The organism is Mycolicibacterium cosmeticum (assembly GCF_000613185.1).
Taxonomy (GTDB): Bacteria; Actinomycetota; Actinomycetes; order Mycobacteriales; family Mycobacteriaceae; genus Mycobacterium; species Mycobacterium cosmeticum.
Genome location: NZ_CCBB010000001.1, coordinates 2,826,796 through 2,849,358 on the forward strand (window position 1 = coordinate 2,826,796; position 22,563 = coordinate 2,849,358).

At 67.8% G+C, this 22,563-nt stretch carries 24 protein-coding genes; 17 read left to right on the plus strand and 7 right to left on the minus strand.

The window, feature by feature from the left end; genetic code table 11:
- The first annotated feature begins 163 nt into the window (after window positions 1–163).
- The 7 genes from BN977_RS13710 to pknB all read left to right on the plus strand — a co-directional run bounded on the left by BN977_RS13710 (window position 164) and on the right by pknB (window position 9,699).
- Window positions 164–1,606 carry an FhaA domain-containing protein gene (locus BN977_RS13710; protein WP_036397913.1) on the plus strand — a complete coding sequence of 481 codons (1,443 nt, stop codon included), beginning with the start codon at window positions 164–166 and terminating at the stop codon, window positions 1,604–1,606.
- A gap of 94 nt (window positions 1,607–1,700) precedes the next feature.
- Window positions 1,701–2,168, plus strand: a complete 468-nt coding sequence (locus BN977_RS13715; protein ID WP_024455484.1) for an FHA domain-containing protein FhaB/FipA — start codon at window positions 1,701–1,703, stop codon at window positions 2,166–2,168.
- Window positions 2,165–3,760: a PP2C family protein-serine/threonine phosphatase gene (locus BN977_RS13720; protein ID WP_036397914.1), complete on the plus strand. Its 1,596-nt coding sequence runs from the start codon at window positions 2,165–2,167 to the stop codon at window positions 3,758–3,760. The genes BN977_RS13715 and BN977_RS13720 overlap by 4 nt, the downstream gene beginning before the upstream one ends.
- Window positions 3,757–5,166, plus strand: a complete 1,410-nt coding sequence (locus tag BN977_RS13725) for a peptidoglycan glycosyltransferase RodA (protein WP_036397915.1) — start codon at window positions 3,757–3,759, stop codon at window positions 5,164–5,166. Before BN977_RS13720 ends, BN977_RS13725 begins: the two co-directional genes overlap by 4 nt.
- The gene (gene pbpA / locus BN977_RS13730; RefSeq protein WP_024455487.1) at window positions 5,163–6,638 is read left to right on the plus strand and encodes a D,D-transpeptidase PbpA; all 1,476 of its coding nucleotides are present in this window, start codon (window positions 5,163–5,165) and stop codon (window positions 6,636–6,638) included. The genes BN977_RS13725 and pbpA overlap by 4 nt, the downstream gene beginning before the upstream one ends.
- A complete protein-coding gene (locus BN977_RS13735; RefSeq protein WP_082132561.1) occupies window positions 6,635–7,828 on the plus strand; it encodes a protein kinase domain-containing protein in 1,194 nt (397 codons plus the stop codon). The genes pbpA and BN977_RS13735 overlap by 4 nt, the downstream gene beginning before the upstream one ends.
- On the plus strand, window positions 7,825–9,699 hold the full coding sequence (gene pknB, locus BN977_RS13740) for a Stk1 family PASTA domain-containing Ser/Thr kinase (RefSeq protein ID WP_036397916.1): 1,875 nt from the start codon (window positions 7,825–7,827) through the stop codon (window positions 9,697–9,699). Before BN977_RS13735 ends, pknB begins: the two co-directional genes overlap by 4 nt.
- 8 nt (window positions 9,700–9,707) lie before the next feature.
- On the opposite strand, the gene BN977_RS13745 is transcribed toward pknB, so the two are convergent.
- Window positions 9,708–10,367: an aminodeoxychorismate/anthranilate synthase component II gene (locus tag BN977_RS13745; RefSeq protein WP_036397917.1), complete on the minus strand. Its 660-nt coding sequence runs from the start codon at window positions 10,365–10,367 to the stop codon at window positions 9,708–9,710.
- Window positions 10,368–10,397: 30 nt separating this feature from the next.
- Window positions 10,398–11,186, minus strand: a complete 789-nt coding sequence (locus BN977_RS13750) for a DUF881 domain-containing protein (RefSeq protein WP_084172497.1) — start codon at window positions 11,184–11,186, stop codon at window positions 10,398–10,400.
- 48 nt (window positions 11,187–11,234) lie between these two features.
- Between BN977_RS13750 and crgA the strand changes: the two genes are divergently transcribed.
- Both crgA and BN977_RS13760 read left to right on the plus strand, forming a co-directional pair.
- Complete coding sequence (gene crgA / locus BN977_RS13755; RefSeq protein WP_024452501.1) at window positions 11,235–11,516, plus strand: cell division protein CrgA; 282 nt, start codon at window positions 11,235–11,237, stop codon at window positions 11,514–11,516.
- Window positions 11,517–11,671: 155 nt separating this feature from the next.
- A complete protein-coding gene (locus BN977_RS13760) occupies window positions 11,672–12,088 on the plus strand; it encodes a PH domain-containing protein (RefSeq protein WP_036397919.1) in 417 nt (138 codons plus the stop codon).
- An 84-nt stretch (window positions 12,089–12,172) separates the two neighbouring features.
- Here BN977_RS13760 and BN977_RS13765 read toward each other — a convergent pair whose 3' ends face one another.
- On the minus strand, window positions 12,173–12,700 hold the full coding sequence (locus BN977_RS13765) for a peptidylprolyl isomerase (protein ID WP_024452499.1): 528 nt from the start codon (window positions 12,698–12,700) through the stop codon (window positions 12,173–12,175).
- Between the two features lie 130 nt (window positions 12,701–12,830).
- Between BN977_RS13765 and cwsA the strand changes: the two genes are divergently transcribed.
- Window positions 12,831–13,157, plus strand: a complete 327-nt coding sequence (gene cwsA, locus BN977_RS13770; RefSeq protein ID WP_036397920.1) for a cell wall synthesis protein CwsA — start codon at window positions 12,831–12,833, stop codon at window positions 13,155–13,157.
- Between the two features lie 4 nt (window positions 13,158–13,161).
- On the opposite strand, the gene BN977_RS13775 is transcribed toward cwsA, so the two are convergent.
- Window positions 13,162–13,779: a hypothetical protein gene (locus BN977_RS13775; RefSeq protein WP_131590109.1), complete on the minus strand. Its 618-nt coding sequence runs from the start codon at window positions 13,777–13,779 to the stop codon at window positions 13,162–13,164.
- A gap of 479 nt (window positions 13,780–14,258) precedes the next feature.
- On the opposite strand from BN977_RS13775, the gene BN977_RS31865 reads away from it, so the two are divergent.
- Complete coding sequence (locus tag BN977_RS31865) at window positions 14,259–14,684, plus strand: hypothetical protein (protein ID WP_081664386.1); 426 nt, start codon at window positions 14,259–14,261, stop codon at window positions 14,682–14,684.
- 14 nt (window positions 14,685–14,698) lie between these two features.
- Here the strand turns inward: BN977_RS31865 and BN977_RS31870 are convergent, their stop codons facing one another.
- Window positions 14,699–15,031, minus strand: a complete 333-nt coding sequence (locus BN977_RS31870; protein ID WP_061005895.1) for a hypothetical protein — start codon at window positions 15,029–15,031, stop codon at window positions 14,699–14,701.
- 17 nt (window positions 15,032–15,048) lie between these two features.
- Window positions 15,049–16,146, minus strand: a complete 1,098-nt coding sequence (locus BN977_RS13785) for an ImmA/IrrE family metallo-endopeptidase (protein WP_024452495.1) — start codon at window positions 16,144–16,146, stop codon at window positions 15,049–15,051.
- A gap of 268 nt (window positions 16,147–16,414) precedes the next feature.
- Between BN977_RS13785 and BN977_RS13790 the strand changes: the two genes are divergently transcribed.
- Genes BN977_RS13790 through BN977_RS32670 form a run of 5 tightly spaced genes read left to right on the plus strand, consistent with a single transcriptional unit; the run spans window position 16,415 to window position 20,912 of the window.
- Window positions 16,415–17,143 (plus strand): hypothetical protein, encoded by a 729-nt coding sequence (locus BN977_RS13790; protein WP_036397922.1) that lies wholly within the window; start codon window positions 16,415–16,417, stop codon window positions 17,141–17,143.
- 11 nt (window positions 17,144–17,154) lie between these two features.
- Complete coding sequence (locus tag BN977_RS13795; protein ID WP_227456239.1) at window positions 17,155–18,252, plus strand: tyrosine-type recombinase/integrase; 1,098 nt, start codon at window positions 17,155–17,157, stop codon at window positions 18,250–18,252.
- The gene (locus BN977_RS13800; protein ID WP_081664385.1) at window positions 18,239–20,248 is read left to right on the plus strand and encodes a tyrosine-type recombinase/integrase; all 2,010 of its coding nucleotides are present in this window, start codon (window positions 18,239–18,241) and stop codon (window positions 20,246–20,248) included. Before BN977_RS13795 ends, BN977_RS13800 begins: the two co-directional genes overlap by 14 nt.
- Complete coding sequence (locus tag BN977_RS13805; protein WP_024452491.1) at window positions 20,245–20,664, plus strand: DUF6262 family protein; 420 nt, start codon at window positions 20,245–20,247, stop codon at window positions 20,662–20,664. The genes BN977_RS13800 and BN977_RS13805 overlap by 4 nt, the downstream gene beginning before the upstream one ends.
- Window positions 20,661–20,912 (plus strand): hypothetical protein, encoded by a 252-nt coding sequence (locus BN977_RS32670; protein WP_131590112.1) that lies wholly within the window; start codon window positions 20,661–20,663, stop codon window positions 20,910–20,912. The genes BN977_RS13805 and BN977_RS32670 overlap by 4 nt, the downstream gene beginning before the upstream one ends.
- Before the next feature lie 126 nt (window positions 20,913–21,038).
- Here the strand turns inward: BN977_RS32670 and BN977_RS13810 are convergent, their stop codons facing one another.
- Complete coding sequence (locus tag BN977_RS13810; protein ID WP_024452490.1) at window positions 21,039–21,638, minus strand: TetR/AcrR family transcriptional regulator; 600 nt, start codon at window positions 21,636–21,638, stop codon at window positions 21,039–21,041.
- Window positions 21,639–21,760: 122 nt separating this feature from the next.
- On the opposite strand from BN977_RS13810, the gene BN977_RS13815 reads away from it, so the two are divergent.
- The gene (locus BN977_RS13815) at window positions 21,761–22,534 is read left to right on the plus strand and encodes a 3-oxoacyl-ACP reductase family protein (RefSeq protein ID WP_024452489.1); all 774 of its coding nucleotides are present in this window, start codon (window positions 21,761–21,763) and stop codon (window positions 22,532–22,534) included.
- Window positions 22,535–22,563 lie beyond the last annotated feature (29 nt).

The following is a 22,563-nucleotide window of genomic DNA, read 5'->3' on the forward strand; positions in this document are numbered from 1 at the left end:
CGGAATCAAGATCACGCGTCCTGACCTGCCGCTACCCGATTCTCAGAGTTCTGTTGGTCACGCATCCCAGCAGTGGGCCGATAACATGCGTGTGAGCAGTGTGGCCACAGCGACACGCGAACACGCGGGGGCACGGCACGACGACAACAGAAGGGGCGGTGAGATGGGTCTGGCAGACCGTATCGAACGTCGCCTCGAGTCGACCGTCGGCGACGCTTTCGCCCGGGTCTTCGGCGGATCCATCGTTCCGCAGGAAGTCGAAGCGCTGTTGCGTCGTGAAGCCGAGGCCCATGCCCGTGAAGTCGGCGGCGGCCGCATTTTGGCCCCCAACGACTACGTCATTACGCTCAGCGACACTGATTACCAGAACGTGAGCGCCGATCCGGAACGGACGTCGTCGACATTTGCCAGGCACCTACGAGGTTTCATTCATGACCAGGGATGGCAAACGTATGGTGATGTGGTCGTCAGGTTCGAGGCCGCATCGACGCTGCACACCGGACAGTTTCGTGCCCGTGGAGCGGTCAACCCCGACTCGTCCACCGGCACGCCTGCCCCACCACAGCACGACCGCCCGTCCACCGCACAACCAGGAGTACCAGCGATGACCGACAACCCGAGCTACCGCGGCCAGGGACAGGGGCGGCCCGGCGACGAACAGTACGACGAGCGCTACCGCCAGCAGGAAGAGCAGCGCGGCGGCTACCCGCCCGAGCACGGTGCCCACCCCGACCAGGGTGGTTACCCGCCGCGCCAGGGCGGCTACCCGGACCAGGGCTACCCGCCGCCGCCGGCCCCGCCGTCCTACGAGCAGCGTCCGCCGGCCGGATACGGCCAACAGCCGCCCGCCGGCTACCCCGACCAGGGTTACCGCCAGCAGCCGCCGACCGGTTATCCGCAGCCGCCGGCCTCTCCGCCGCCCGGCTACGGCGAATACGACTACGGCCGCCCGCCGGCCCCGCCGCGCCCGGACGAGGGCTACGGACGCCCGCCCGCTCCCCCGGCGCCGCCCTATGAGCAGCCGTCCTACCCGGATCAGGGCGGCTACCCCGATCAGGGTGGCTACGGTCGCGATTACGGCCGCCAGGACTACGCCGCGCCCGCTGCACCGCCGGCACCGGACTACGGCCGCTACGGTGAGCCGCCCGCGGCCCCCGGCTACCCGGACACCGGCTACGGCGAGCCCGAGGGCTACGGCCAGGGCTACGGACAGCCGGCCGGCCAACCGGCCGCGCAGCCGGGGTACGGCCAGGACTACGGACAGGGTTACGGGGCCGAGCCCGCGGCTCCCGCCGCGTACGGCGGCTACGCCGGTGCCGGGGCGACGGTGACGCTGCAGCTCGACGACGGCAGTGGCCGCACCTACCAGCTGCGCGAGGGTGCCAACGTGATCGGCCGCGGGCAGGACGCCCAGTTCCGGCTGCCCGACACCGGGGTGTCGCGCCGTCATCTGGAGATCCGCTGGGACGGTCAGGTCGCGCTGTTGTCGGACCTGAACTCCACCAACGGCACCACGGTGAACAACGCCCCGGTGCAGGAGTGGCAGCTGGCCGACGGCGACGTCATCCGACTGGGCCACTCCGAGATCATCGTCCGCGTCCACTGAGCGGCGCCGAGCTGGCACTTCGCCCTCGAGCCGACGGGCGCCCCAGTATCGTGACGGTGCCGATGATCTTGAGACGAGGCGGGGAGGACGTCAGATGCAGGGGCTAGTTCTGCAGCTGACACGGGTCGGTTTCCTGCTGCTGCTGTGGTTGTTCATCTGGTCGGTGCTGCGCATCCTGCGCACCGATATCTACGCCCCGACCGGGGCGGTGATGGTGCGCCGCGGGCTGGCGCTGCGGGGATCACTGCTGCCCAACCGGCAGCGGCGCCACATCGCCAGGCACATGGTCGTCACCGAGGGAGCGCTCGCCGGCACCCGGATCACCCTGGGCAGCCAACCGGTGCTCATCGGACGGGCCGACGACTCGACGCTGGTGCTCACCGACGACTATGCGTCGACACGGCACGCCAGGCTGTCCCCGCGGGGCTCGGAATGGTATGTCGAGGACCTAGGATCGACCAACGGTACATACCTTGACAGGGCGAAGGTGACGACGGCGGTAAGGGTTCCGATGGGAACGCCGGTACGAATCGGCAAGACGGTAATCGAGTTGCGGCCGTGACACTAGTTCTACGGTATGCGGCGCGCAGCGACCGCGGACTGGTGCGCGCGAACAACGAGGACTCGGTGTACGCGGGTGCGCGGCTGCTGGCATTGGCCGACGGCATGGGTGGTCACGCCGCGGGCGAGGTGGCCTCCCAGCTGGTGATCGCGGCGCTGGCCCACCTGGACGACGACGAGCCGGGCGGTGATCTGCTCAAGAAGCTCGACGACGCAGTGCACGAAGGCAACTCGGCCATCGCCGCACACGTGGAGGCCGACCCGGAACTGGAGGGCATGGGCACCACGCTCACGGCCATCCTGTTCGCGGGCAGCCGGCTGGGCCTGGTGCACATCGGCGACTCCCGCGGCTACCTGCTGCGCGACGGCGAGCTGACCCAGATCACCAAGGACGACACCTTCGTCCAAACCCTGGTGGACGAGGGCCGCATCACCGCCGAGGAGGCACACAGCCATCCGCAGCGGTCGCTCATCATGCGCGCCCTGACTGGGCACGAGGTGGAGCCCACCCTGATCGTCCGGGAGGCCCGCGCCGGCGACCGGTACCTGCTGTGTTCGGACGGCCTGTCCGACCCGGTCAGCCACGACACCATCCACGAGGCGCTGCTAATACCGGATGTGGTGGACAGCGCGGACCGGCTCATCGAACTGGCCCTGCGCGGCGGCGGCCCGGACAACGTCACCGTGGTGGTGGCCGACGTCGTCGACTACGACTACGGCCAGACCCAGCCGATCCTGGCCGGGGCCGTGTCCGGGGAGGACGATGACACGCTCCCCCCTAATACCGCGGCGGGGCGGGCATCGGCGTTCAACCCCCGCCGCATCGCCCCGAAAAGGGTTGTGACGCAGCAGGAGGAACTCCCAAAAGCACACCGCTCCAAGCGGCGTCTGGTGATAGCGGGAGTCGTGGTGTTGTTGGTCGTGCTGGCCGGCTTGGCGGTCGCACGGGAGATCATCCGCAACAACTACTACGTCGGTGAGCGCGACGGCACCGTTTCGATCATGCGGGGGGTGCAGGGCTCGTTTCTGGGCATGGCCCTGCAGGAACCGTTTCTGGTCGGCTGCCTCAACCCGCGAAATGAATTGTCGCTGATCAGCTTCGGCCAGTCCAAGGACAACCTGAACTGTGAACTGCTGGGTGTCGACGACATCCGCGAATCCGAACGCGCGCAGGTGACGGCGGGCCTGCCCGCGGGCAGCCTGGACGACGCGATCAACCAGATCAACGAGTTGGTCCGCAGCTCGCTGCTGCCGATCTGCGCGCCGCCGGCTCCCGCCCCGAAGCCGACGCCGAAACCTGCCCCGGCACCCACGACGTCGGGAGCGCCGGCGCCCAGCACGACAGGCGCGCCGACGCCGAGCACGACAGGCGCGCCGAAGGACACCGCCGCCCCCGACACCAGCACAGCACCGGCGCCCGCGCCGACCGCCGCGCCGACGCCGGGGCCCACTCCCCCGCCCACCGCTGGGTCTCCCTCGCCCGTGCCCCCACCCACCACTGTGTCTCCCCCGCCCACCACCCAGGCACCGACCGTCACGGCCCTGCCTCCCTCACCGCCGGAGCCGGGCACCACCTGCCGGACGGCGTCATGACCACCGCTCCCCAGTCGCCCGTCGCCGTCACACCGCCGCTGCCCAACCGGCGCAACGCCGAACTGGGGTTGCTGGGCTTCGCCGCCGCGATCACCACCGTGGCCCTGTTGATCGTCGAGGCCAACCAGGAGCAGGGCCTGAGCTGGGACCTGCTGCAGTACACCGTGGCCTACCTGGCGCTGTTCGCCGGGGCACACCTGGCGATCCGCCGGTTCGCGCCCTACGCCGACCCGCTGCTGCTGCCGGTGGTCGCCCTGCTGAATGGGTTGGGGCTGGTCATGATTCACCGCCTCGACCTGGCCGCGGCACCGCTGAACCCGGACAGCCCGACCGCCAACCAGCAGATGTTGTGGACGCTGGTCGGCGTGATCGCGTTCTCGGCGATCGTCATCGCGGTGCCCGACCACCGGGTGCTGGCCCGCTACGGATACCTCTGCGGCCTCACCGGCCTTGCGCTGCTTGTCATTCCGGCGCTGCTGCCCGCCAGGTTCTCCGAGCAGAACGGCGCCAAGATCTGGATCCAGTTCCCCGGCTTCTCGATCCAGCCGGCGGAGTTCTCCAAGATCCTGCTGCTGATCTTCTTCTCCGCCGTGCTGGTGGACAAGCGCGAACTGTTCATCAGCGCCGGAAAGCACGTGCTGGGAATGGATCTGCCGCGCCCGCGCGACCTGGCGCCCCTACTGGTGGCCTGGATCGCCTCGGTCGGGGTGATGGTGTTCGAGAAGGACCTGGGCACTTCGCTGCTGCTGTACACGTCGTTCCTGGTGCTGGTCTACGTGGCCACCGGCCGGCTGTCCTGGGTGCTCATCGGTCTTGGCCTGTTCGCGGTGGGAAGCGTTGTGGCATACCACCTTTTCGGGCACGTCCGGGTCCGGGTGCAGAACTGGATCGACCCGTTCGCCGATCCCGACGGTGCCGGCTTCCAGATGGTGCAGTCCCTGTTCAGCTTCGCCACCGGCGGCATCTTCGGCACCGGGCTGGGCAACGGTCAGCCCGGCACGGTGCCCGCCGCCTCAACGGATTTCATCATCGCTGCCGTCGGCGAAGAACTCGGCCTGGTCGGGCTGGCCGGCGTGCTGATGCTCTACACCATCGTCGTGATCCGCGGGTTGCGCACCGCGATCGCCGTGCGCGACAGCTTCGGCAAGCTGCTGGCCGCCGGGCTGGCCTCGACGCTGGGCATCCAGCTGTTCATCGTCGTCGGCGGGGTGACCAAGCTGATCCCGCTGACCGGACTGACCACCCCGTGGATGTCCTACGGCGGTTCGTCGTTGGTGGCCAACTACATCCTGCTGGCCATCCTGGTGCGCATCTCGCACGCGGCGCGCCGGCCCATCACCTCCAGCCGCGGACCCAATCCGAGCCCGATCGCATCGGCCAGCACCGAGGTGATCTCGAAGACATGAACACCGCGCTGCGCCGCCTGTCCGTCACGATCATGGTGCTGATCGTGCTGCTGCTCGCCAATGCCACCTTCACCCAGGTGTTCGCCGCCGACGGCTACCGCACCGACCCCCGCAATCAGCGGGTGCTGCTCGACGAGTACTCGCGCCAGCGCGGGCAGATCTCGGCCGGCGGCCAGCTGCTGGCGTACTCGGTCTCTACCAACGGCCGCTTCCGGTTCCTGCGGGTCTACCCCAACCCGCTCACCTACGCGCCCGTCACCGGCTTCTACTCGCTGCAGTACTCCAGCACGGGCCTCGAGCGCGCCGAGGACGCCATCCTCAACGGCTCCGACGAGCGGCTGTTCGGGCGGCGGCTGGCCGACTTCTTCACCGGCCGCGACCCGCGCGGCGGCAATGTCTCGACCACCATCAACCCGCAGGTGCAGCAGGCCGCCTGGGACGCGATGGAGCGCGGCTGCGACGGCGCCTGCAAGGGCGCGGTGGTGGCCCTGGAACCGTCCACCGGCAAGATCCTGGCCATGGTGTCCGCCCCGTCGTACGACCCGAACCAGCTGGCCAGCCATGACGGCAGCGAGCAATCCGCGGCCTGGCAGAAGCTGCGCGACAATCCGGACAACCCGCTGGTAAACCGCGCCATCTCCGAGACCTACCCGCCGGGGTCGACGTTCAAGGTGGTCACCACCGCGGCCGCGCTGCAGGCCGGCACCACCCCGGACACCCCACTGACGGCGGCCGCCCGCATCCCGCTGCCGAACAGCACCGCGACCCTGGAGAACTACGGCGGGTCCACCTGCGGCAACGGTCCCACCGCGACGCTGCGTGAGGCGTTCGCGCGGTCCTGCAACACCGCCTTCGTCCAGCTCGGCATCGACACCGGCGCCGACCGGCTGCGCGGGGCCGCCCGCGCGTTCGGGCTCGACGACGCCCCCGTCCAGATCCCGCTGCAGGTGGCCGACTCCACCATCGGCCCGATCGACGACGCCGCCGCACTGGGCATGTCGAGCATCGGACAAAAGGATGTCGCGGTGACACCCTTGCAGAACGCGATGGTGGCGGCCACCATCGCCAATGACGGCGTCACCATGGCGCCCTACCTCGTCGATGGCCTCAAGGGCCCTGACCTCTCGAATATCGCCACCACCGCCCCGCAGGAGCTGCGGCGGGCCGTGTCGCCGCAGGTCGCGGCTACACTGACTGATCTGATGGTGGGCGCCGAGCAGGTGACACAGCAGAAGGGAGCCATCGCCGGCGTGCAGATCGCATCGAAGACGGGCACCGCCGAACACGGAACGGATCCCCGCAACACCCCGCCCCATGCCTGGTACATCGCATTCGCCCCGGCACAGGCCCCCAAAGTGGCCGTCGCCGTGCTCGTGGAGAATGGTGGGGACCGATTGTCCGCCACCGGCGGCGCGGTGGCCGCCCCGATCGGGCGAGCGACCATCGCCGCTGCCCTGCGGGAGGCATCATGACGGCCCGGGTGGGTGTGACGCTGTCCGGACGCTACCGGCTGCAGCGTCTGATCGCGACGGGCGGTATGGGCCAGGTGTGGGAAGGCCTGGACACCCGGCTCGGCCGCCAGGTGGCCATCAAGGTGCTCAAGGCCGAGTTCTCCACCGACGCCGAGTTCGTCGACCGGTTCCGCGGCGAGGCCCGCACCGTGGCCATGCTCAACCATCCGGGTATCGCCAGCGTCTACGACTATGGCGAGACCGAGCTCGAAGCCGGGGAGGGCCGCACCGCCTACCTGGTGATGGAGCTCGTCAACGGTGAACCGCTGAACTCCGTCATCAAACGCACCGGGCGGTTGTCGCTGCGGCACGCGCTGGACATGCTCGAGCAGACCGGCCGCGCCCTGCAGGTGGCGCACACCGCCGGGCTGGTGCACCGGGACGTGAAACCGGGCAACATCCTGATCACCCCGACCGGTCAGGTGAAACTGACCGACTTCGGCATCGCCAAGGCGGTCGACGCCGCCCCGGTCACCCAGACCGGCATGGTGATGGGCACCGCGCAGTACATCGCGCCGGAGCAGGCGCTGGGCCGCGACGCCACCGCCGCCAGCGACGTGTACTCACTGGGCGTCGTTGGCTACGAATCGCTTTCGGGCAAGCGGCCGTTCACCGGTGACGGCGCGCTGACGGTCGCGATGAAGCACATCAAGGAGCAGCCCGCCCCGCTGCCTGCCGACCTGCCGCCCAACGTGCGCGAGCTCATCGAGATCACCCTGGCCAAGGAACCCAACCACCGGTACCGCTCCGGCGGCCCGTTCGCCGACGCCGTCGCGGCCGTGCGCGCCGGCCGGCGCCCACCCCGGCCCAACCACGCACCGACCATCGGCCGCGCCACCCCGGCGGCCATCCCGTCGACCACGCAGGCCCGGGCCGCCGCGGCGGCCGAGTACCGGCCGCCGGTCACCGCCGCGCGGCCCCGCCCGGCCACCGGCAGCCACCGCACGCCCCCGCCGCGGCGCACCTTCTCGCCCGGCCAGCGGGCCCTGCTGTGGGCCGCCGGCGTGCTCGGCGCGCTGGCCATCATCATCGCCGTACTGATCGTGCTGAACGCGCAGGACAAGAAGGACCGTCCGGTGCAGCAGCAAACCTCGACCAGCACCACCGTCATCGGCGTGCCACCCGCCTCGCCGCCCAGTGGGTCACCGTGACCACGCCCCAACACCTCTCGGACCGCTACGAGCTGGGTGAGATCCTCGGCTTCGGCGGGATGTCGGAGGTGCACATCGCGCGTGATGTGCGGTTGCACCGTGATGTCGCGGTCAAGGTGCTGCGCGCGGATTTGGCCCGCGACCCCAGCTTCTATCTGCGGTTCCGCCGGGAGGCGCAGAACGCCGCCGCGCTGAACCACCCGGCGATCGTGGCCGTCTACGACACCGGCGAGGCCGAGACGCCCAACGGCCCGCTGCCCTACATCGTCATGGAGTACGTCGACGGCGTGACGCTCCGCGACATCGTGCACACCGACGGTCCGATGGAGCCCAAGCGCGCCATCGAGATCATCGCCGACGCCTGCCAGGCCCTGAACTTCAGCCACCAGCACGGCATCATCCATCGCGACGTCAAGCCCGCGAACATCATGATCAGCAACAGCGGCGCGGTGAAGGTGATGGATTTCGGCATCGCCCGCGCCCTGGCCGACACCGGCAACAGCGTCACCCAGACCGCCGCGGTGATCGGCACGGCGCAGTATCTGTCCCCCGAGCAGGCTCGCGGTGAGCCGGTGGACGCCCGCTCCGACGTGTACTCGCTGGGCTGCGTGTTGTACGAAATCCTCACCGGCGAGCCACCTTTCGTCGGTGACTCCCCGGTGGCCGTGGCCTACCAGCATGTCCGCGAGGACCCCGACCCGCCGTCCAAGCGGCACGCCGGTATCTCCCCGGAACTCGATGCGGTGGTGCTCAAGGCGCTGACCAAGAACCCGGAGAACCGGTATCAGAGTGCGGCCGAGATGCGCGCCGACCTGATCCGCGTGCACAGCGGCGAGGCGCCCGAGGCGCCCAAGGTGCTCACCGACGCCGAGCGCACCCACATCCTGACCGCACACCAGCCGCACGCGCGGGCCCTGCCGACCGAACACATTCCGACCGCCGGCGGCTACACCCCGCCCGGCAGCGGGGGCTCGGTGGGCCGCTGGCTCATCGCGGTCGCGGTGCTCGCGGTGCTGACCGTGGTGGTCACCATCGCGATCAACGCCATCGGCGGCAAGCCCCGCGATGTGCAGGTGCCCGACGTGTCCGGGCAGGCCTCGGCCGACGCCATCGCCGCGCTGCAGAACCGCGGGTTCAAGACCAACATTGCGCGCAACCCGGACTCGAAGGTGCCGCCGGATCACGTCATCGGGACCGACCCGAACGCCAACGCGTCGGTGAGCGCAGGGGACGAGATCACCATCAACGTCTCGACCGGCCCCGAGCAGCGCGAGGTGCCCGACGTGTCGGGCCTGAGCTACGCCGACGCGGTCCGCAAGCTCACCACGGCCGGTTTCGGCAAGTTCAAGCAGGCGCCGTCGTCCTCGGCGCCCGAACTCAAGGACCGGGTGGTCAGCACCGTGCCGCCGGCCAACTCGACGTCGGCGATCACCAACGAGATCACCGTCGTGGTGGGCACCGGGCCGCAGACCAAGGCGGTCCCGGATGTCACCGGTCAGCCCGAGCAGGGCGCCCGCAACAACCTGCAGATCCTGGGCTTCACCGCCGTGCTGACGGCCCCGGTCGCCAGCCCGCGCCCGGCGGGGGAGGTGGTGGCCACCGACCCGGTCGCGGGCACCGTGGTACCGCTGGACGCGCCGATCACGCTGAAGGTGTCCCTGGGCAATCAGTTCGTGATGCCGAACCTGGTGGGCCAGTTCTGGGTGGACGCCGAGCCGAATCTGCGGGCGCTGGGTTGGACCGGTGTACTGATCAAGGGCGCCAACGTGGACAACAGCGGGCTGCGGTCGAATGCCGTGGTGACGCAGAGCCCGTCACCGGGCAGCGGCGTGGGCTACGGCGACTCGATCACGCTGAGCTTCGCGTCCTAGCGACCGGCTCAGCCGACGGTCGTAGCAGCCTGGACGGTATCGGCGACTTCCTGCTCGAGGCGGCGGACCAGACTCTCGTCGGGGGCCTGCCCGCAGAAGCCCAGCCAGTTGGCCAACATCCGGTGCCCACCCTCGGTGAGGATGGATTCCGGGTGGAACTGCACGCCGTGGATGGGCAACTCGGTGTGCCGGACGGCCATGATGACCCCGGAGTCGGTCTGCCCGATGGCCTCCAGCACGTCCGGTTTGGTCTCCGGCAGGATGGTCAGCGAGTGGTACCGGGTGGCGGTGAAGGGGTCCGGAAGTCCGTGCAGCACACCGACATCGGAGTGGTGCACCAGGCTGGTCTTGCCGTGTAGCAGCTCCGGCGCGCGGTCCACGGTGCCGCCGAAGGCCACGCCGATGGCCTGGTGTCCCAGACACACGCCGAGCAGCGGCGTGCCGGTTTCGGCGGCGGCGTGCACCAGCGGGATGGACGCACCGGCGCGTTCCGGGGTGCCGGGACCGGGGGAGAGCAGGATGCCGTCGAATTGCTCGGCGATGGCCCGCGGCTCGGTCAGGCGCTCGTCGTCGTTGCGCCAGACCTGTGCGTGCACGCCGAGCTGACCCAGGTACTGGACCAGGTTGAACACGAAGCTGTCATAGTTGTCGACGACCAGAACCTGCATGTCACCAGGCTACTGCGACGGACAAACCGGTTAATACCCGAGCGGCCCGGCGGGCTTGGCGTACTTCATCCGGACCGGTGCGGTGTACCCGGCGAGTTCCACGGATGGCTGCGCCACCTCGCTGTAGCCCAGCCCGAACCGCACCACGTACTGCTTGTACAGCGTCACCAGCGGCGCGGCGGCCAGCGCGGCCTGCATGGCGGGCACGTCACCGATCGCGGTGACGACGTACGGCGGGCTGTAGGTGCGCCCGCCCAGCAGCAGGGTGTTGCCGACGCAGCGCGGCACCGAGGTGCCGATGATCCGCTGATCTTGCACCTGGATACCGTCGGCGCCCGCGCTCCACAGCGCGTTGAGGACGGCCACGATGTCCTGCTGGTGCACCACCAGGTCGTCCGGGGCCGCGTCGCGCGGGAAGCGGCCCTCCGCGTCGCGTTGGGCGTCGTTGAGGGTGATCACCAGCCCGGGCCCGCGTTCGGGGTTCAGCCCGGCCTGTTCGGCCAGCCGGTCGGAGCGCGCGGTGATGGCGTGCAGGGCGGCGTCGGCGCCGGGGGAGCCGCCGTGATGGTTGTCGATGGCCGAGACCAGCTGGTCACGCTGCGCGGTGAGCCGGTCCACCCCGCTCTGCGCCTCGCGCACCAGATCCACCAGCCGCGGCGCGTCACTGCGCCGGATCTCGCCGCCGCCCGAGACGCCGTGCGTCGCCGCCAGCAGCAGACCGGCGAGCAGACACACCACCGGCACGCCGAATCGCCAGGCCGAGCGTGGTCTCCCAGAATTCTCGGCAGGGGCGGACGCTGCGTTAGGCTCAGTGTTCAATGCCGGCGTCCCATCCGGCCACGTGTTCCATCGTCTCCAAAGGTAACCATGCCCAAGTCCAAAGTTCGCAAGAAGAACGACTTCACCATCAACCCGGTGAGCCGGACCCCGGTGAAGGTGAAGGCCGGGCCGTCGAGCGTGTGGTTCGTGGTGCTGTTCGTGGGGCTGATGCTGATCGGGCTGCTGTGGCTGCTCGTGTTCCAGCTGGGTGCCACCGGCCTGAATGCCCCGACTTGGCTGAATTGGATGGCCGACCTCGGCCCGTGGAACTACGCGATCGCCTTTGCTTTCATGATCACAGGGTTGTTGCTCACCATGCGGTGGCGCTGAGGCGGCACCCCGCCGGATTGAATTCATTTTGGCTTCGAACTGTTACCCAGCTCGCTACCCCGGCGTCACCCAATCACAACGTTGTGATTCATCCCCATTGGGGATAGCGCCTGTGGATAACTGCAAACCTCGCGGTGAGACCGGGTATTGACGCCATGCAGCAAACAACGTGGGGCCCTAAGCCCGCAGGCATCCTCGCCATCGGTTTCGCCGGCCTCGTGATGGCCGTAACCGTTGTGACTGTGGTCACAGACGGTCCGGGCCGTGTCCTGGGCGGCGTTGCCGCGGTGGGTTTGCTGGTGTTTGCAACTATGTCGTGGGTCGCGCGGCCGAAGCTGGCAATCTCCGGTGAGGGTCTGGTGGTGCGCGGCTGGTGGCGCACCAGAGTTTTGCGCCGCGACGATATCGCCACCATCCGGATCACCGAATTCCGCCGGCTGGCCCGCAAGGTGCGGTTACTCGAGGTCGACACCGCCGACGATCGGCTCTACGTGTTCACCCGCTGGGATCTGGGCACCAGCCCGCTGGACGTGCTCGACGCACTCACCGATGCGGGGTACGCGGGCCGCTGACCCGGCCGTCAACGCAAATGTGCGGTTTCATACGCGACGCGCGGGGCGAGGCGTATGAAACCGCACAAGCGGTAAAGCGGGAGGTCAGGAGATGGTGACGGACTCGATCACCACCGGCTCGGTGGGCCGGTCGCTGCGGTCGGTCGCCGTAGTGGCGATCGCGTCGACGACCTTCTGCGAGGCCTCGTCGACGACCTCACCGAAGATGGTGTGCCGGCGGTTCAGGTGCGGGGTCTTGCCGACGGTGATGAAGAACTGCGAGCCGTTGGTGCCGGGCCCGGCGTTGGCCATGGCCAGCAGGTAGGGCTTGTCGAACTGCAGTTCCGGGTGGAATTCGTCGGCGAACTGGTAGCCGGGGCCGCCGCGGCCGGTGCCGGTCGGGTCGCCGCCCTGGATCATGAATCCGTCGATGACACGGTGGAACACGGCGCCGTCGTAGAACGGGCCGGAGGTGCTGCCCGAGGCGTTCTCGGTGCTGTAGTCCTTGGTGCCCTGCGCGAGGCCGACGAAGTTGGCGACCGTCTTGGGGGCGTGGTTACCGAACAGGGCGATCTTGATGTCGCCGCGGTTGGTGTGCAGCGTCGCGGTGGCTGTCTGAATGGGGCTCGTCACGAGTTGCAGTCTGCCACCCGGGCTTGCAGGCGCCTTTCGAGGCCCCTCCCGCAGTGCACCCGTACCGCGTCGGCAGGGTTTGGTGGCAGGCTGGGGAGGCGTTTCCCGCCCGCCTGCGAAAGAGGTGCCCATGAGTTCCAACACGGATGTCCGGCTGACGTCGGGACAACGGCTTGCGCGTGGTCTGAGGTACTCCGTGGTGGGCCCGGCGGATCTCACCCGCGGGGCTGTGGGCGTGGGTGTGAGCTCGGCGCTGTCGTCGGCATCCTGGCTCGGGCGCAAGCTCCGTAAGGAAGACGTGGTGCCCGAACCTCGCCGGCGTAAGCCGCTGCTGTGGATCGCCGTCGGGGCCGTCGTGCTCGCCGGCGGGGCCGCGGCGTTCTCCATCGTGCGCCGCTCGACCCGCCCGGAGCCGTCGTCGCTGCCGCCCAGCGTCGAGGTCGCGCCCAAGCCGTAGCGCGTCAGCCCAGCGGGCTGCTCGGCAGTCCCGTGACGGGCAACCCCGTCGGCAACCCGGCACCGGGTAGTCCGGTGCTCGGCAGCGCCGGGATGTTCAGTCCGGCCGTGTTGGTCGCGCCGGTCAGCGCCTGCAACGGGTCGGTCGCCGCGCCGGTGACACTCTGCATCGGGTTGATCGCCGACGCTGCACCGGTGAGGGCTCCTGGCAAGTGCCCGTTGGCAATTGAGTTGATCCACGACGGGCACTGGTTCTGGATGACGAGGTTGGTGACGCCGCCGGCCACCGCGCCACCCAGGCCGTTGCCGTTGGCGCTGTAGGAGTTGCTGGCGAAGTTGCTGCCGGCCTGGGCGATCAGCGGGCAGAACATCTCGCCCAGCTCCGCGATCATCGAGCTGATGGTCCCGTTGTTGCCCACTCCGACGTCGTTGAGGACGGTGTTGACCGGGTCGGCCGCGGCCTTGGGCATGGACCACCACATCGCGGCGATCATGATGGCCACCGCCACGAGCACCGGCCGCAGCACCGTGGCGAGCACATCGCCGATGCGGACCACCGCGCGCCCGAGCTTCCGCCGGGACGCCCAGTCCGGCATGGTCTGGTGGTACAGCGCAATCGTCATGTCGTTCCCCTTGTTCCCCGACGGCATCGTCCGCATCGCGCGGCAATGTCACTTTGGTAACGGTGGGCTACAAAGGTCACGTTTTTAACACGGGATGGTCACCGTTCGAACCCTATGCGTTTCGCTGCACCGCGCTGTGGCGGTTTGGTGAGAGCATGGCCGGTTTACTAAACGCCCACTAAGAGATTGGGCGGTTACCTTAACGAAAATTGGGCGCGCGCAACCGAATCCGCGAAGCGGTCGAAGAGGTGGTTCCGGCGCACGCCTGGAGAAGAATGCTTGTGGAGCCTAGGAGATTCGATATCTCTAGGTGGCGCAAAGGTATCCGCGACGTACACGACGACTGCTAATTCGAGGCTCCGGTCGCTGTCGCGGACAAGTTATCTACAGCTGCTCCACGACGATGGCGGCCAGCATTTATTGTTGCGCCGACGAGCGCGTACCCCTGATATGTCGGGGTGCCGTGGCATCGTTGATCTATGGAGGCTCCCAACCAGGTCATCTGCGAATGCTGCGAACTGAGCGTCCCCGAACGTCTGGCGTCGGCGGATCGTAACGCCCACGGTCTCGTCCGGGGCTGGATTTGCCGCCAGTGCAACGAGCACCGTGGCGACCCGTTGAAAACCGCTCGGGACCACGAGTACGAGGTCCGGGTCCGCTGGGGAGAAACCGCCGACGAGTTGAACAACGCGCTAGACCGCGCAGACGACTACCGCGAGAAGATGCTCGCAGCGTTCAGGTCACGTGACAATGTGCTGCGTCAGTTCGAGAAGCTGAGCCGCTACCATCGCGAGACTGGCCATGGCTGCGTCTGCGGCAAGCGACGCTGCGAAGTGCTCTCCATCGTGGACGCAGACTGGATCAACGATCACCTTCGGCGGCTCCACGAGCGCGAGGCAATGTGAGGACAGCCAGGTCGTCACGACGTTGGAGCTGATACCTCGTTGACCGTTAGGCCTTGGTCGTGGGCCAGTTGCCAGCCGGCGGCCAGGTTGGCGGCTCGGTTGGCGGCGGTGACCTCGCCAAGGTACTTGCTGTGTTGTTTTTTGTTGACCTGCCACCGCAATTCGGCGTAGAGGCGGCGATTTCTAGCTTGTAGGACTATTCGGCCGAGAGCGCCTTCGTTGCCATGCATGACGCGGTGCTCACGGCCGCCGGCGGCGTGGTCTTGTTCGAGGGCCTGTGCCTGTTTGGTCGGATGGACCGGCGGCTTCCACTGGGTATCGCGGACATGGGTCGGGCTCCACCCCATGGCCCGCGCTCGATGCCTTAGACCATCGTGAGGTGTCGGGTGGCGGCTTGATCGCTTGCGGTGTGGAACAAGTCGGCGCGTTGTGCGCTTGTGAGTAGTGTGATGTCGTCGAGCTCGTTGGTGGTGTAGCCGGCAGCAGTGAGTTGGTTGAGCACGTCGTGGGCGAGCGTGGGTTCTTCTTGGGCGACGCCGGGCCGCGGTCCGTATATGCGGCCGGTCTCGTTGAGCAGCCGGAACATTGATCGATACTGGTAGTCGGAGAGGATGCCCCGTTCACGGGCGCGCATGACCAATGAGGACACGCTGACGCCCCAGGTGAGGCGGAGCTCGTCGAGTTCGTGGACGGTGCGAATGGAGACCCGGTCGAGGTCGAAGGCGATGTCGTCGATGGGGGCGAGGAATTCGGCTGCGAAGGCTGTGGCGCGGCGCTCGGTCTCTACCGGGCTGACCAAGGTCATCGCATCCATCACGAGGTGGCCCAGCTCGTGGGCGAGGGTCATTCGCATGCGGTCGGCAGGCAAGGCTGCGTTTACGTACACCAGGTGCGGATGGTGCTGGTTTGCCCGCAGGGTGACGGCGTCGATCTCAGGGTCGCTGAAGTCCTCGGTGACCACGAAAACCCCTGCGGCTTCCAGTAATTCGACGATGGAACGGATCGGTCCAACTACCCGCCACAGGCGTCGCAGAACCTGCGCGGCGGTGATTTCGCCGTGTTCGGCGGCGTAGTCGGTGGGGTCGAGTTCGGGGAGCGCGAGCACCGGTTCGATGTCCGCACGCGCTCCGATCCGCCCGAGCCGCATCGCGATGAGGTTTGCGCGCGCCCAGACGCGGTCGCGTTTCCACTCCGCGGTGCTCGCATTGGCCCGGAAGTGGGTGCCTTCGGCCGGCGACCGGGTGAACGGAACGCATAACGCCTCCGGTGAGCATTGCATGACCCTCGCGTAGTCCAGCAGGGCTTTCCCTGCCAACGGCAGGGCGCCGGACTCGACCTTGCTCACGTGCGAGGGCGATACACCGACCTCATCGGCCAACCGCTTTTTCGACCATCCGCAGGCGAGTCTGGTCAGCTGCACCATCACGTTGTTTGCCTCTGCATAGGGGCCCGGTGCCGTCACAGATCAACTCCCCATCCGTCTCGGTGCTCGTCTCTGGACACTATCCCTCAGTCGGGCCGAATCTGCGCAGAAACACGGTGTGATCTGCGATTTCCCAATTCTGCGGCTTTCCGACCTGCGACAAGAGTGACTGGTGTGACTAAAGACGCACGGTACTCGCCTGCGTCATGTCTGTGCGAACACGGTGCTGATACGGCGTGGCGCACGGGAAAAACCTTACCACGGTCGGCACGATTCTAGGCAAGATTTTCAATCGGAAGGTGCAGTTGTGACGGCGCTCTTTGAGGATTGCGGCCCGCGGGACCGCGCGGTGTCGCGTAAAGAGGCAACTCGGTTGCTGCGGCAGGTCACGACCGGGGTAGGGGCGCTGCTCCTCGCCGCTGTCGATGACTGGAACGCCCTGTCCGAACGGCACGCAGCGCATCTGCGCACCGAACTGCACGGGCTGCTCCGCGGCTCACATGTCGCCGCCGTCACCTCGGCATGCACTGCGGTGTGGCTCAGCACGCAGGGAATGCACCCGCCCGGCCACATCGTGTCGAAGCCGCATCGGTGGCCGATGATCAGCAGCCACGGCAAGACCTACATGGCCATCCACCACAACGAGATGGAACCGACCAATGCCCGACGCACCGCGTTCTGCACCCAGGACTCCGAAACCCTGCGCCTGCTCGACGCCGAAACCTCTGGTCTGATAGGCAATCCGACGCATTGCGAATTGACTTGGGACTACGACCCTTACACCGACTCGCACATCCGCATGATCTGGGTCAGCGCCCCCAGCGTCGACTGGGACAGATTCGAGATTCCGATGGCGCGAGTTCAGGCCCAGCTCGCGTCATGGCGCAAACGGAAGATGAAATGGTTACCGGGCGCACTCCCGACCGATGTCAACACGGTGGCGCCCTTGCCGGCCCGCGACGCAGACGACCGTCTCCGGCCGGGTATCGATGTCCAGCCGCCGCAGCGCTCGAAGGACGCCGAGGACCGGCAGTGAGGGCCGCCCCGGTGACCGTGCACGGCCGGCCGTCGTGGACGGTGGTGGACGACCTCGGACTGCCGATCGATGAGATCGAGCAGTTCCTGCACTGGCTGCGGGCGGTGGGCCGGTCACAGAACACCGTCCGGTCCTACGCACGGCACCTGAGCCTGTTCTACCGCTGGCTGTCGACGCGCGGAATCCCTTGGGATGAAGTGGCATTCGACGGATTGTGTGACTTTGTCGGTGTTCTTTCGGTGGGCTTGCCACCGCTGCAGACCTGGCGTGGTAGCCGCTCAACGGCGACGGTGAAGGCGGTCAGCGCGGGTGTTCGCGAGTTCTACGAGTTCCACCGGGTCGAAGGCCGGGGACCGCTCGAGTTGGTGCTCACTCGCAACCCGTCGAGGCTGCCGCGCCGGGCGCAAAGCTTCCTGGCACACATCGAGCAGCGGCGCCCCAGTGAGGTCTCCCGCCTGGTGAGGCGAGGCAAGTCCGCTGCTGAGACAGTCCAGGTCATCGACTTCGAGGCCGACTTCGCCCGGCTCCTGCAGGCAGCGTCAACAGGCCGCGACCGGCTGCTCCTGTCTGCCCTGTATGACCTGGGGCTGCGGGTGGGGCAAGCGTTGGGGCTGCGCCACGGCGACCTTGATCCGATGCGCCGGCGCGTCCAGGTCTGCCGCCGGAAAGACAATCAGAACGGGGCGTTGTCGAAGCAGCGAGCGCAGTTCACGGTGGAGGCGCCACGTCGCTTCTTCGACCTGTACGCCGCGTACCTGCTCGGCGAGATCGCCGATGTGGATAGCGATTACGTGTTCGTGAACCTGTCCCGGAATCCGCGGGGTGGCCCGCTGTCGTACTCCAACGCCTACCAGCTCGTGGAGCGCATCGGAGCGTCCGCGGGCATTGACGACCTGCATCCCCACATGCTGCGGCACACCCACGCCACGGCCCTGGCGAGGGCGGGCTGGACCGCTGCCGAGATCGCCGCCCGGCTCGGACAATCGCACGCCTCCAGCGCCGACGTGTACATCCATCTGGGTGGCGATGATCTCGCCGAAAGACTACGCCACACAGAGCATCTGGTGTGGCGGGCACCGCAGAACGGGGCCGGTGATGCCACGCCGTGAGTCCAGGAGCAGCTCCGCCCGCACCGTCCCGCAGCGGACCCTGCGGGTGCCCGACGGCCCGTGGTGCCAGCCGACATGGCAGGTGGTTGATGTCTCCGGCGATCGCCGCCGGCAGGCCGTGGAGCCGTGCGCCGTCGAGGATTGCGATGGCCCGCGGTACTGGCTGGGCGGCCCCCGCAGCACTTCCACCGTCACGTCCGGGCTCTGCTACGCGCACTACTTCCAATGGTTTCGCGCCGGCCAGCCGGCCGACTTCACCGCCTGGGCCGCAACCGAGTCGACACCGGTAGGACCGCCACGCGGCCGCCCGTCCAGCCAGATGGTCGACTTCCGGCGGCTCGCGCTCACCGCTGCCGACGAGGTCCGGTTCGTCGTGGCTACCAAGGTCGCCCGGGGCGACTGGACCTGCAACACCAGCCTGCGCCGCGTCCTGATGGTGCTGATCGATACAGCCGACGGCCGGATCACCGACTCGTTGACCGAACGACCCGTGCACGATTGGCTTCTGCTCTGCCGACAACATTGGCCACACGCCAGCTCCTTCGACACGCTGTGCGCACCGTACATCCGGAGCTTCTTTCGACTCCTCGACGGCGCAACCAACCCCGACCCGTGGACCGACGATCATTGGCACTGGCGAGATCAATTCGAGTTCGTCCTCGACGCCGCCCAATCAGGCTCGACGCACACCGCCGTCGACTGGTCGTCGGTGTCGGTGCCGTGGATGAGAGTAGCCGTTAAATCCCTTGCCCGACAACAACTCACTACCGCCACCCTGTCCTGGGGAACCCTGACCCAGTGGGTGCGCGCCTCCCGCCAACTCGCCCAATTCCTCACCCTCGACGGCACAGTGCCCGATCCGCCCGCGGTAACCCGGACGGTGTTCCTCGACTACCTCGCGTGGACCCGCCGCACCGACACCACCGCTGACGCCCGCCTGGCGAACACGGGCGCATACCTGCTGGAGTCGCTGCACGACACCGGGCTCGTCTCCGACCTGGGCTCATCGATGTTCCTGCGCCGCGGCGAGAACGTTCACCGCAAGACCCGCAATCCTCGGCCGTTCCCGGCGGATGTCATCGAGCGGGTCGACACCCTGATCGTCGACAACCCCGACACCGACCCCACCCTGCGGGCGATGATCGCCACCACCCGCTGGGCAGGATGCCGAATCTCCGAACTGGTCGCTCTCCCGCTCGACTGTCTGCATCACTCCGACGCAGGGCACTGGATCGAATACTGGATGACCAAAACCAGCGCGTGGCGCCGGTTCCCCATCCCGGACACCTTGGCTAGCGTGATTCTGGCGCAGCAGGCCCGGGTGCGAGACACCTACGGACCCGATGCCATCCACCTGTTTCCCGGGGCTCGATCAAGCGCCGCAGCCGGTCGCACCCAGCCCTGGTCCACCAGCGGCCTGCGGCACCGGCTTTCTGCCTTGTTCCGCGAACACGGAATCACCTCATCGACGATCACCGGCGAGCTGATCTCCGGCGGTGACGTCCACCGTTTCCGGCACACCGTCGGGATGACCCTGCTCAACAACGGATGGACCCAGCAGGAAGTCCGAGACTTCCTCGGCCATCAGAGCGACACCATGACCTCGACGTACGCCCGGATCACCGACGACACCCTCGCCCGCAAAGCGCGCGAATTCTGGGAGAACAAACCCGAGAACAGCTCAGAAGGCGACGCCGGTGTCGAACGGCTACGCGCACGATTGACCGCGGCGCTGCCCAACGGATTCTGCACACTGCCATCGACACAACGCTGCGAGTTCCGGCCCAATCCCTGCCTTGACTGCTCGTTTCACGACCCTGGCGGCCGCGTCTTCCTGGGTATCCACATTGCCCACCGCGACCAGCTGCAGCGCCTCGCGGCCGACGCTGCCGAGCGGGGCGACACCGCAGCGGCCGAGCTGAACACGACGATGCTCGACAAAGTCACCAAGCTGATCGGCGAAATCGATCCGGATGCCCCGCTGGAGACCTCATGACCGCCGACGACCGGGACCGCCGCACCGCCCGTCTTGCCCAGGCCGCCGCGGCCCGCACCACCGACGCGGCGGCCCGAGCCCGCAGGGCGATCACCAAACTGCACAACGCCGGGCAAACGATCACCTTCGTCTCGGTGGCCCGCGCCGCGGGGGTGTCGACCAGTTTTCTATATCAGCACCCCGCCCTGCGGCGCGAGATCGGCGAGCGGCGCAACCGTGCCGCCGACCAGCTCCCCACGCCCACAGCCGGTTCGGCGACAGTTGAGTCGTTGCGCACCAAACTTGCTGTGGCCATGCAACGTAACCGTGACCTCACCGAGGAGATCGCTGTTCTGCGCACCGAGAACGAGGCACTGCGGAGTCGACTGCTCGAACAGCGCTGCGCGCAATCACGATCAGCAGAACCTTCATCGTGACCAAACAGTCCATCGCCCGAAGAGGAGACGGCCCGGCGCCAGACCCGATAAACCCATACGCCCCTTACGAATTCGTCGGTCCCGGAATGACCCGACAGTTCTACCTCGACCAGCTCGCCGCGACCGGCTACACCGGCTGGTACGACGAAAACGGTGTCCCCGCGCCCTGGCCAAACAACTTCTGCGACCCCGGCGGCGATTGGCAACCAAATCCGGGGGCGTTTACAGCCAGAGACCGCCCCTTCTAGCCCCGTCGCCCGGACGACGATGGCGCGAAATTCGTGCCGCGAGCAGATGCTGGCTTGCGAGGTGGCGCTGGAACGACTCGCCAAGGGCATTCGAGAACCCCCAATAGGTCGTCCCTATCTCTCGGCTTATTCCCGTGCCGGTGGTTCGGGCCAGGCCTTGAGAGCTCGGTCGGCTACCTCGTGTAGCTCTTCTCTGGTGGCGCCGCTGCATGCCTGGATCGAAATACCTTGGCAAACGGCATGAATCCAGCGGGCGATGACTTGTGGGTCCACCCCGGGCAGCTCCCCTTCCTGCTGTGCCATGGCGAAGCGTTCGGTGAGCAGCTTCACTCCGGCGGCCCGGCGGTCAGCGAGATCGGCTTGAATCGGAGCCGCCTCCTCGCCCGCGGCGAGTGCTCCCTGCACCAGGAGGCACCCCCGGGGACTGGCAGGATCGGTGTAGGCATCCGCAGCGCCATGGGCCATCGCGTAGGCGATGCCCCAGGCGGTCGGCGCGGCCATGGCCGCGCCGACGAACCCGCCGGGCCCGGCCAGGTAGCGGTCCACCGCCTTGTAGAACAGTTGCTCCTTGGAGCCGAACTCGGCATACAGACTCCGCCGGTTGACCCCCGTGGCTGATGTCAGGTCGCTGATCGACACCCCGTCATAGCCGTGCTCCCAGAACAGGGTCATCGCCTTGTCGAGAACGTCCTCAGGATTGAACTCGCGGGGCCGTCCCATCGCCATCCGATCACCTCCTGTGATCCGCGCCACAGTCTGGAATGTGGCGGTGCGTCAGCGGCTTTACCTGATCATACTTAGTAACCGATCGGTTCGAAAGTCCCGATCCAGATGAAAGAGAGCGACCAATGACCACCACTGACACCGCCACCACCAACACCGTGCGCCCGCTGGCCGGGCGGCGAGCGTTGGTCACCGGCGGATCCCGCGGGATCGGCGCGGCCACCGTAGCCCGCCTGGCCGCTGACGGCGCGGCTGTCGCGTTCACCTACCACTCCTCACCCGAGCAGGCCGACAAACTCGTCGCCGAAGCCTCCGCGTCCGGTGCACAGGTCGTGGCGATCCGCGCCGACAGCGGCAACGTGGAGGCGATCACCTCCGCGGTGGAGCAGACCGTGACCGCGCTCGGCGGGCTCGACATCCTGGTCAACAACGCCGGCGTGGCCCATGGTGCGCCGATCGAAGAGTTCCCGCTCGAGGAGTTCGATCGCCTGATCGCGGTCAACGTGCGCGGGGTGTTCGCCGCCGTCCGCGCCGCCGTGCCGCACCTGGGCTCCGGTGGGCGGATCATCACCATCGGCAGCGTCAACGCCGACCGCGTCCCGGTGCCCGGCATCTCGATCTACTCCACCACCAAAGCGGCCGTCGCGGGCCTGACCCGCGGCCTGGCCCGCGAACTCGGCCCCCGCGGGATCACCGTCAACAACGTCCAGCCCGGTCCCACCGCCACCGACATGAACCCCGACGAAGGCGACTTCGCCGACCACATGCGCAGCCTCACCGCACTCGGACGTTACGGCCAACCCGCCGATATCGCCAGCGCCGTGGCCTATCTCGCGCTGCCCGAGGCCGGATTCGTCACCGGCGTCACCTGGAACATCGACGGCGGCTACACCCTCTAACCGCGTCTTACCCGCCAGCCCCGAGAGGA

Excerpts from the sequence above, each read along its gene's own strand:
- BN977_RS13710 (WP_036397913.1), top strand. The coding sequence starts at position 164 with ATGGGTCTGGCAGACCGTATCGAACGTCGCCTCGAGTCGACCGTCGGC.
- pbpA (WP_024455487.1), top strand. The coding sequence starts at position 5,163 with ATGAACACCGCGCTGCGCCGCCTGTCCGTCACGATCATGGTGCTGATC.
- BN977_RS13715 (WP_024455484.1), top strand. The coding sequence starts at position 1,701 with ATGCAGGGGCTAGTTCTGCAGCTGACACGGGTCGGTTTCCTGCTGCTG.
- cwsA (WP_036397920.1), top strand. The coding sequence starts at position 12,831 with ATGAGTTCCAACACGGATGTCCGGCTGACGTCGGGACAACGGCTTGCG.
- BN977_RS31865 (WP_081664386.1), top strand. The coding sequence starts at position 14,259 with ATGGAGGCTCCCAACCAGGTCATCTGCGAATGCTGCGAACTGAGCGTC.
- BN977_RS13760 (WP_036397919.1), top strand. The coding sequence starts at position 11,672 with ATGCAGCAAACAACGTGGGGCCCTAAGCCCGCAGGCATCCTCGCCATC.
- BN977_RS13735 (WP_082132561.1), top strand. The coding sequence starts at position 6,635 with ATGACGGCCCGGGTGGGTGTGACGCTGTCCGGACGCTACCGGCTGCAG.
- BN977_RS13815 (WP_024452489.1), top strand. The coding sequence starts at position 21,761 with ATGACCACCACTGACACCGCCACCACCAACACCGTGCGCCCGCTGGCC.
- crgA (WP_024452501.1), top strand. The coding sequence starts at position 11,235 with ATGCCCAAGTCCAAAGTTCGCAAGAAGAACGACTTCACCATCAACCCG.
- BN977_RS13800 (WP_081664385.1), top strand. The coding sequence starts at position 18,239 with ATGCCACGCCGTGAGTCCAGGAGCAGCTCCGCCCGCACCGTCCCGCAG.
- BN977_RS13725 (WP_036397915.1), top strand. The coding sequence starts at position 3,757 with ATGACCACCGCTCCCCAGTCGCCCGTCGCCGTCACACCGCCGCTGCCC.
- BN977_RS13805 (WP_024452491.1), top strand. The coding sequence starts at position 20,245 with ATGACCGCCGACGACCGGGACCGCCGCACCGCCCGTCTTGCCCAGGCC.
- BN977_RS31870 (WP_061005895.1), bottom strand. The coding sequence starts at position 15,031 with ATGGGGTGGAGCCCGACCCATGTCCGCGATACCCAGTGGAAGCCGCCG.
- BN977_RS13775 (WP_131590109.1), bottom strand. The coding sequence starts at position 13,779 with ATGACGATTGCGCTGTACCACCAGACCATGCCGGACTGGGCGTCCCGG.
- BN977_RS13810 (WP_024452490.1), bottom strand. The coding sequence starts at position 21,638 with ATGGCGATGGGACGGCCCCGCGAGTTCAATCCTGAGGACGTTCTCGAC.
- BN977_RS13745 (WP_036397917.1), bottom strand. The coding sequence starts at position 10,367 with ATGCAGGTTCTGGTCGTCGACAACTATGACAGCTTCGTGTTCAACCTG.